Annotated in this window: 4 protein-coding genes and 1 pseudogene; 1 reads left to right on the top strand and 4 read right to left on the bottom strand. The window is 36.1% G+C overall.

Annotation, left to right across the window (positions count from 1 at the left end):
* Positions 1 to 89: 89 nt before the first annotated feature.
* Both ACYVLS_RS09475 and ACYVLS_RS09470 read right to left on the bottom strand, forming a co-directional pair.
* Complete coding sequence (locus tag ACYVLS_RS09475) at positions 90 to 1,442, bottom strand: SWIM zinc finger family protein (RefSeq protein WP_460323912.1); 1,353 nt, start codon at positions 1,440 to 1,442, stop codon at positions 90 to 92.
* A gap of 379 nt (positions 1,443 to 1,821) precedes the next feature.
* Positions 1,822 to 3,240, bottom strand: a complete 1,419-nt coding sequence (locus ACYVLS_RS09470; protein WP_460323910.1) for a PIN-like domain-containing protein — start codon at positions 3,238 to 3,240, stop codon at positions 1,822 to 1,824.
* 132 nt (positions 3,241 to 3,372) lie between these two features.
* Here ACYVLS_RS09470 and ACYVLS_RS09465 point away from each other — a divergent pair.
* Positions 3,373 to 4,369, top strand: a pseudogene (locus ACYVLS_RS09465) (IS630 family transposase).
* A 103-nt stretch (positions 4,370 to 4,472) separates the two neighbouring features.
* Here ACYVLS_RS09465 and ACYVLS_RS09460 read toward each other — a convergent pair.
* Together ACYVLS_RS09460 and ACYVLS_RS09455 are read right to left on the bottom strand one after the other, a co-directional pair.
* Complete coding sequence (locus ACYVLS_RS09460; RefSeq protein WP_460323908.1) at positions 4,473 to 5,441, bottom strand: caspase family protein; 969 nt, start codon at positions 5,439 to 5,441, stop codon at positions 4,473 to 4,475.
* Positions 5,442 to 5,456: 15 nt separating this feature from the next.
* The gene (locus ACYVLS_RS09455; protein ID WP_460323906.1) at positions 5,457 to 5,837 is read right to left on the bottom strand and encodes a hypothetical protein; all 381 of its coding nucleotides are present in this window, start codon (positions 5,835 to 5,837) and stop codon (positions 5,457 to 5,459) included.
* Between the last annotated feature and the right edge of the window lie 158 nt (positions 5,838 to 5,995).

The following is a 5,995-nucleotide window of genomic DNA, read 5'->3' as shown; positions in this document are numbered from 1 at the left end:
GTACCTTTACCATAGCAGAATGGGGTTCTTTTTTCATCACTTAAGGGGTGAAACTAAAAAAGTAATTATCAGACTGCCGTTAGGCAGTTTCATACGGTTTCAATTAAAAAGTATGAATTATTCAGGTACAAGGTACTTTCATCATTCTCAGATAATTTTTTCAAATCAGAATAATAATCAAAATCACCAGCTAAAAAGAGTTCTTTTGCCAATATTCGTTGCTCTTTCATCATCCCCGCCTTCTTGTAGGCCTCGTATCTAGCCGCTTTCCAGGTACTTACAGAACCTCGATACTCTTTATCGTGCCGTTCTCCTTCTTCAGCTAATTGAATCACTTTTAGATAATCTCTTTTTTCAGTGTAGATGTCGATCAGCTTTTTTCTAAACGTCCCATATTCTACATGGTTTAGCAAGAAGAGCAGCTGTTCGTCTTCGTCTCCTGTTTTCTCGATTAAACGAAAGACCTGATTCAAATAGCGCTCATTATCATATCGTACTGACCAGCTGTTTCCCTTCTTTACTCGTCTCATTAACTCTTCGATATAGGCTTCCCTAATGCTTTCTTCCTGTGCAAGTATTAGAAGCGCTTCAAACAACGGCTCCTGATAATCCTTCCACCACACGGACTCACTATCCTGACTCAAGTGTTTAGTGATTTTCTGATATAAAACCTGCTTACTCTCTACAGTCAGCTCACTGGAAACAATACTTTTCACAACTTCTATACAATCATCCACTACTTCTCCAATAATCCAGTCATCATCCTCGATATATTCTAAACGTTCCAGTGCTTCATTCATGACTAGAAACGCAATATCACAAGCAATTAACGGATTCTTGATCGCTACCGTTCTATTAAGTATTTGTCCCATCTCTGCAGCGTAATCATCAGTTCGGTTCGCATATATGAATCCTCTATAGTCGCAATACTTTTCACTTATCGCCTGAAGTAATCGTTTGCTTTCGTTTAACTCATCTTCAGGAGAAAGATTGCCAAACTGCAAGCGTAAATGATGTTCTTGGCTTGGATCAACAGCTGCTCTTTGGGTGATCAGTCGGACGAGCTCTTCCTTCGGTAAGGAAACAAGAATTTCTTCAAGCGTTCGGTCACTGTTGTTCTTTACGCCGTCTGGTCCTTCAACATTGTTCTTTCTATTTAAGCATGTTCTCAATTCATAAAATGTCGCAACCTCGTGTTTGCAGACCTTTCCCCTATTATATGGACACGTGCAGGAAGAAAGAATGTTATTCTTACTATCTTTTTTTACTTTCACGCGGTAAGTTTCGGTTCCAAACACTTCGAATTCAAATGTATCGGGAACTATTTTGGAGACTTTTTTTACAAAACCCTCCTCATAGTAGCCTTTCCCTCGTTTTAAAATCGTCGCATTGACTTGACTCTCAAAACGATTTAAATTGATCATCTGTCCACCCTTTTCCATTGTCACAATCCAGTTTGCCTATATTTTATCACACGACAACCACTATACGAACCGGCACATTACTTTAGGGATAAAAAATCAAGAAAATTACTGTATACAGTTCTATACTAGAAGATGATACACAAAGTAAAGTTACCGGCATTGAGTTAGTTGAGATCAACACGTTCTGTTTGTAGTTTGGTGGTTATTTTTCGCTGCATAGAAAAAATTCCTTCCATCCATAAAGACCTTTAAAATCGATATTCGGTATAAGTCAGCCTCAATTTTAGCTCCACTCATGCCGAATACGGACTCTCGGTATGAGTAAATCCATAATTTCCGTCCACTCGTTTCGATTGCGGCTATGGGTTTAAGTGCTCAATATTGAAGAAATAAAACCCTAGTGATAATAATCGAGATCTTCTTCGTAGTAATAATCATTGATAGTAATTGTACTTTCTATCTCATCATAATATTCTAGTATTTGATGATTCTCTAAAACAAGCATGTCTTTAACATCTTTTAGCTCTTCAGGGTGAATTATCTTTATTGAAAATTCAAGTGATGATTTTACTGATATGTTTCCATCGTCCATTCGAAAATTTCCTGAGTTAATTTCGTATACATCATTTTCGAGTCCTAGAGAGACTTTCCAACTTCCTTCACCTTCAAAATAATATTCAGAGTAGAATATTATTCTTTTAGTATCATCTTCTGTGTTTGTTTCCTCCTCGGTGTCTAAAAGATTACAAGAATAGATAGAAACAGTCTCTATATTTATTTCGAAATCTTGAACTTTTAAACCTTTATTTACTTGATAATCATTTAAAAGATCACTTTCGATACTTAAACTTAATTTTTGTATAAGATAATCTTCTATATCCCCTATAAAAATCTGATTATTATTTGCTATAAAATAACTTTCGTAAAGATTCTCTTTTGTGTATACCGATAAGTAATAGATAAATAAATTAAATGGAATAAAATTAATTTTTGAATCGATATTTATAGAGTGAAATTCATCTTCTAATTCTTTTCGAGGTGTGTATTCTTCTATATTTTTAGTAGAAGGAACATTCCACCAATCTTCTTTCATGTCATTAGTAACAAACAATTTATTACTGTTATTTTTTATGTCATCGAAAATGATGTCCGTCCAAATGAAGTAATCTCCTAAATAATCACTTAAATCATTGATGTTCAAGTTTTTATTATTTTTCTCAGCGTCTCTTTTTCTTTTGTAATATTTTTTATTCATATCCACATAACCAGGAGGATATTTATGTTTTGCTCGAACATATCCATCAATAATACATTTTATTCTTTCTGACTCGTTTTTCTTTTTGATCATATTATTTGGTCCAAAAAGTTTGTTAATATATTCTTCAATCTTTTTAAATTTATCGTTGCTAGAAGAAGGTTTTAGAAGACTAGAACTTTTAAATATATCAAAGTTATTTTCCAACTCTTTGAAATGATATTCCAGATTTTTAATATCAGGCAACTCTGAATTATCATGTAGACGTATATCTTTTTTTAATTGGTTTAATTTATCAGAGAGACCATTAATATTTTTATCTAAATGAGTAATAGTATTACTTATTTTCTTTTGTGTGTCTTGTATGGTGTTAACCTTATTGCGTTCGTATTCTTGTTTTACAGTATGTGAAATTCTTATATCATGTGGTAAACTTTTTAATGCTTCAGTATAGCTATTAAATAAATCTTCAGGTATTTTATACAAAGAAAGTAAACAATTAGTATCCAGATAAATATTACAGTTTTCAGTAAATATACTTTCAAATTCGTTATAATTCATTTGTATATTCCTTTCTGTATAAGTTGAGCTAAATTTCCTACACTTTTCCTCTTATGGGAGTATAAATAAGAAAACCCAGGAGGAGTGAAGAACATAGAAACAGAACGCCAAACCTGTGAACTGAAAAAAGCGATGAAAGCATTAGACAACCACCGATTGTACGATCGCTACCTGGCCGTTAGGCTGGTTCTCTAAGGCCGCACCAAAAAAGAAGCTGCCCACATCATTGGCCGTGATGAACAAACTGTCAGCCGCTATGTGAAAAACTACAGCCAGAGCGGGCTTCAGGGCCTGGTCTCCAAAAAACAGAGCGAACGGCCTTCCCGACTGACGGATGAGCAGGAAGCAGTACTGGTCCAAGATGTCGCTTAACATACTCCGGAAGAAGTGGACTTCACAGCCCGTGCTAATTGGACATTGGCGCTGGTGTGTGACCTGATTTTACGAGAATGGGGTCATGAATACAGCTAAAAGGGGTGTCGACCCTTCTTCAGCGGCTCGGTCTCAGCTGGACTCAACCGACATATACCCTGAAAAAAGCAGAACCCGAAAAACAGAAAAAGTTTACAGAAGAAACCTTTCTAAATCTAAAAAAATAACTGAATGGCGACATCGATCACATTCTGTTCGAGGACGAAACCATGATCCGGTTTACCAAGCGATCGGACGCACCTGATTTCTACGTGGCCATCAACGGAAAATACCTACCTACAACCAACACAAAGGAGTAAAACTGATTGGTACGTTGGATTACGAAACCGGCAGAATCATTTGTACAGAAGAAGGAACCTACGACGCAGCAGCTTTTCTCCACTTTTTGGAACGGATTTTACGGGAATACTCCACTGGTAAAATCGTGATGGTATTGGATAACGCACGAATCCACCACGTAAAGTTGATTGAGCCTTTTCTTAAAGAAAACTGCGAGCGCCTAGCGTTCGTCTTCCTGCCTCCCTCCAGTCCTCAGCTGAATCAGGTGGACGGGGTATGGTATTGGCTCAAGGAAGCAATCATTAACAATTTCTTTTTTGACCATATCCTGAAAATCAAGAAGGCGGTTTGCGGTTTCCTGGCGGATGTGAACGGACGACTCCCTGAAGTAATCGACCGATTGTGTATTCGGTTGTAAAATATTTAATTCAACTTATATGGTCACATTGTCCTCGGTATATATGTTTTCAACGATTCACCTTATATATGTCATTATATATAAAACCAATGTTAGAATTCTCCTAAATTCTCTTCTCTTTAACTAACCTCCAATAATGAAAACCTAAGGCTGTTAATTTACATGACTTTGAGTTCATTGCTGCAAAATACATATGTTCCTCATCCACAGGAATAACTAGACCTATACTCTCTAATTTTTGTAAGTCCTTAAAAACCCTAACATTAGTTTGATTTGCATACGGCTCAGTTACTATATGTTCAACCACTTCTGCATTCGTATCTTCAAACGATGGATCCAAGTCATATTTTTCTGTTGGTGTAGGAAAGTAATCAATAATTTTCCTCAAAGTTTCAATAGGTATTGCTGGCTGAACTGTTTTCAAGGATGTAAACCTAGTGATATTGGTTTTAAATACCGGTCTTTGATCCCAAGAACCGAGTGCCTGATCTATGTAAGCATACACACTTCCAGGAGTAATATGCCCCCTTAAATCGGCAGCTCCACCACCTAAAGCATCTAATAGCAAACTTGTAAAAACTCCTTGTCCGCCACTTTCCATTGATGGCTCGTCATCCTTACTTGCAGTGAGTATTGAAACACCTTCCCCGATATGAGCAGCTTTATCTCCAGTAACTTTTGGATTTCCCAACGCACCTGAGTGACAACAATCTAATATAATAATTTTATTTTTCACTTTAGATTTATTGGCAATAGTCAATAGTTCATCCATTGATACTCCAGAGTCATGCGGTTGGTAATCTGGAGTTACTATATATCCCCCTATTTCATCTAAATGACCATGACCTGAAAAATAAAACAAAGCCGTATCGCTATCACCAGAAAACAACTCAGTTATTAACCCTTTAAGCTCAGACTTTGTCTTAACATCATTTCTATGTCTAATATCAAAGTTAGGAGCGCCATCACCGTTACTCTCGATAACTCTTGAAAACATATTTGCATCATTAATACATCCATACAGCGGAGCATTAGGATAATCATTAATGCCAACAACTAATGCCTTTCTCATTATAAATCCCCTCTCTTATAGAGTATCAATCCAATTTGCAATATTACTCCATGTCCATTTAACAACTCGTACTCCATCAAATTCGGAAGGAAGCGATGACGGATGGTAATCTTGATTACCCCAAATACCACGAATTTTAATCAATTCCTCTTTTGCACACTTAACTTCCCAAAGCTGTCCATCGGCTTTTTTCGTATTTTTTGTTAGAATAGCGATAACACCATCACAACCTTTAATTTTTCTACGGCAATTAGTTTTCCATTGTGAATCCCAAGGTTTCTTTACTGACATATCTATAAACTCAAATGGAGATTTTTCATTTCTCGCTTGCCCTACCAAGAAATCCCTTAAGGGCTTATCTTCAATTGCAAAACTAACAAATATTTTTTTAGTCATTTTAATCATATTTCCTTTCAATTGTTTTTATTTGAGCCAATTTCATAATTATTTGTCGTGTTTAACACCTGATAAATCAACTTTTTTAAAACATAGAAAAAAGGAACCCCCCCATATGGTACAATTAGGTTGTCGACTAAGACACGTACTCCAGGAGG

Source organism: Alkalibacterium psychrotolerans, from assembly GCF_054784355.1.
The sequence above is the reverse complement of the archived record's forward strand: the minus strand, read 5'-3'. Positions and strand labels throughout refer to the sequence as shown.